This is a genomic window from Blastomonas sp. (assembly GCF_041747255.1).
Classification (GTDB): domain Bacteria; phylum Pseudomonadota; class Alphaproteobacteria; order Sphingomonadales; family Sphingomonadaceae; genus Blastomonas.
Window position 1 is genome coordinate 1 of sequence record NZ_JBGTFM010000330.1, and the last position, 1649, is coordinate 1649.

Genomic DNA, 1649 nt, shown 5'->3' on the forward strand with positions numbered 1-1649 from the left:
GTGCGAGAGCTTGGTATGCGCCACCTGCAACTTGGTCTGCCGGCCACCCAGCATCGCCCAGTCCTCGCTCCAGTCGAACTGGAACGCCTCGCCCGCGGCGAACACCAGCGGCACGAACGTACCGCGCCCGCTGGTCTGCGCCTCGCGCTGCCGCTCGGCCTTCCAGGCCCTGACGAAGGCGGCAACGCGGCCATACGATCCGTCGTAGCCCAACACCACGAGGTCGGCGTGCATCTGCTTTGCTGTACGTCGCTGTTTGCGAGACTTGCCGCTCTCGGTCCGCAGCCAACCCCAAAGCTTCTCGGCAAATGGGTCAAGCCTGCTCGGCCGCTCGGGAACCTTGAACTTGGGTTCAACCGTCCCGCCACGCAGGTACTTGCGGATCGTGTTGCGCGACAAACCCGTGCGCCGTTCGATCTCCCGGATCGGCATCTCATCACGAAAGTGCCAGCGCCGGATAACGCTCAATAAAGCCATGTCGATCACTCCAATGTCCCCCGACTAAGCAGCCAGGGGGAAGGTGAGAACATGGGTCACTTCTCAGTGGAAATTATGTGCCTCCCGGGTCAGCTCTCAGTGAAAATCAACAGCCAAACGCCAGAAACCCAATAGCGGTGACCATGCCGACCAGCGCCGCCAGCAGTGCAGCAAGCTGCGCGAGCTCTCGCTGAGCCTGGTGCATATTCGGATTGGTCAGCTGATGCCCGTGGGGTTTCATCATGGCGTGCCTCGACTCAATGGACATTGCTCAGGCGTTCGATAACAAGAGCGATTCCCTGCCCGCCACCGATGCACATTGTCACAAGTCCATAGCGTCCGCCAATGCGTTCCAGCTCACAAAGTGCCTTGAGGGTTATGATCGCACCCGTCGCGCCGACGGGGTGACCAAGACCGATCCCACTTCCGTTCGGATTCACCTTGTCGGGCGAAAAGTTCAGCAGCTTGGCTACTGCGCATGCCTGCGCTGCAAACGCCTCGTTCGCCTCGATCACTTCGACCTGATCAAGTGAAATTCCGGCGCGCTTCAGGGCAATCGGGACAGCTTCAACCGGGCCCAGCCCCATGACCTCTGGTGCAACACCTGCATGGCCCCAGGCGACTACGCGGGCGCGAGGCCTCAGGCCCCTTGTCTTGGCGGCTGCCGCAGATGCCAGAACGAGTGCGGCACCCGCATCGTTGAGGCCACTGGAGTTTCCAGCCGTTACTGTGCCACCATCCTTGAAGAAGACCGGGTGGAGTTTGGCCAGACCCGCTTCTGACACGTCGGACCGGACGTGTTCGTCGACCTCGAAGAAGGTGCTCCCTCGCCGGGTTTTGATCTCAACTGGAACAATCTGGTTCCGAAATCGATCCTCCCGCTGCGCCAGCAATGCCCGCCGGTGGCTTTCGGCGGCGAGTGCGTCCTGCTCTTCCCGTGTGATGTTGTGCCGTTTGGCGATATTTTCGGCTGTAACACCCATATGCCCCGCACCGAAGGGATCAGTCAAAACGGCATTCATCGCATCGATCATTATGCCATCACCCATTTTTTGCCCCCAGCGCATCGACTTGGCGACGTATGGCGACTGGCTCATGCTCTCGACACCGCCTGCGACTGCGAAATCGCATTCATCAAGCGCAATCATTTGCGCCGCTGAAATAATGGCTTG

At 60.2% G+C, this 1649-nt stretch carries 2 protein-coding genes and 1 pseudogene; all 3 read right to left on the reverse strand.

All coding sequences use genetic code 11. The annotated features are described in order from the left end of the window. Positions 1-477, reverse strand: a pseudogene (locus ACEW8G_RS11235) (IS21 family transposase); the annotation flags it as partial. Between the two features lie 106 nt (positions 478-583). Next, positions 584-721 carry a hypothetical protein gene (locus tag ACEW8G_RS11240; RefSeq protein ID WP_373488508.1) on the reverse strand — a complete coding sequence of 46 codons (138 nt, stop codon included), beginning with the start codon at positions 719-721 and terminating at the stop codon, positions 584-586. A 13-nt stretch (positions 722-734) separates the two neighbouring features. Then, on the reverse strand, positions 735-1649 hold a 915-nt coding region (locus tag ACEW8G_RS11245; protein WP_373488509.1), incomplete at its 5' end, for an acetyl-CoA C-acyltransferase.

What these genes read in the sequence shown, in the direction of transcription:
- ACEW8G_RS11240 (WP_373488508.1), bottom strand. Translation starts at nt 721, where the DNA reads ATGATGAAACCCCACGGGCATCAGCTGACCAATCCGAATATGCACCAG.